The sequence below is a fragment of the Vibrio sp. Y176 genome, from assembly GCF_033438945.1.
Map to the genome: position 1 here is coordinate 1 of NZ_JAWOQS010000733.1, position 626 is coordinate 626.

The 626-nt window shown below is 38.3% G+C and carries 1 protein-coding gene; it reads left to right on the forward strand.

The window, feature by feature from the left end:
• On the forward strand, positions 1-626 hold a 626-nt coding region (locus tag R7O13_RS28345), incomplete at both ends, for an FUSC family protein (RefSeq protein WP_318305388.1).

The following is a 626-nucleotide window of genomic DNA, read 5'->3' on the forward strand; positions in this document are numbered from 1 at the left end:
CTTTTCTTAATTGGTACGTTTCCTCAAGATCCATTTTTGTTTTTGAGCTTTTTAACTCTGTTTCTTGGCTTGTGTATTTTCATGTCGAGTGACGAGAAATATGGCTACATATTTTCGATGGCTTTTACGGTTTGTGCGTTAGTTGCTTGTATGGGTCAATTTGATGATCAAACTATATTTCATTTCGCGATATTACGACTTCAAGAAACAGTTCTAGGTGTAATAACATTCTCTGTTGTTTATCGAGTCATTTGGCCAGTAAATACTGAGCATAAATTTATTCAGCAGTTTGAAGAAAGTCGAACGTTGCTACTGGAAGCTCTTAAAAATAAGCACGACTTTAACCTTGAAGCGCTAGAAGCCAATTCAGGAAATATCAACAAGCTTTATCAACTGCTTAACCTACCGTTAAAAGGCAGCTATCGGCTCAGACAGCACCGACGTGCTTGGCTTGAGCGAGTCAACGAACTGACTCACCTTCCAGAAAAACTACTAAACCGAGGGGATAAGTCAAATTCAAACAGTGCAGAATGGAAAGCTCTTACCGAACAGTTAGAAAACTTTTATGTAGATAAGCCTCAAACTTCGCTCATTGGTGTCAAAGATAGCGATAAAATAGAAAGCGT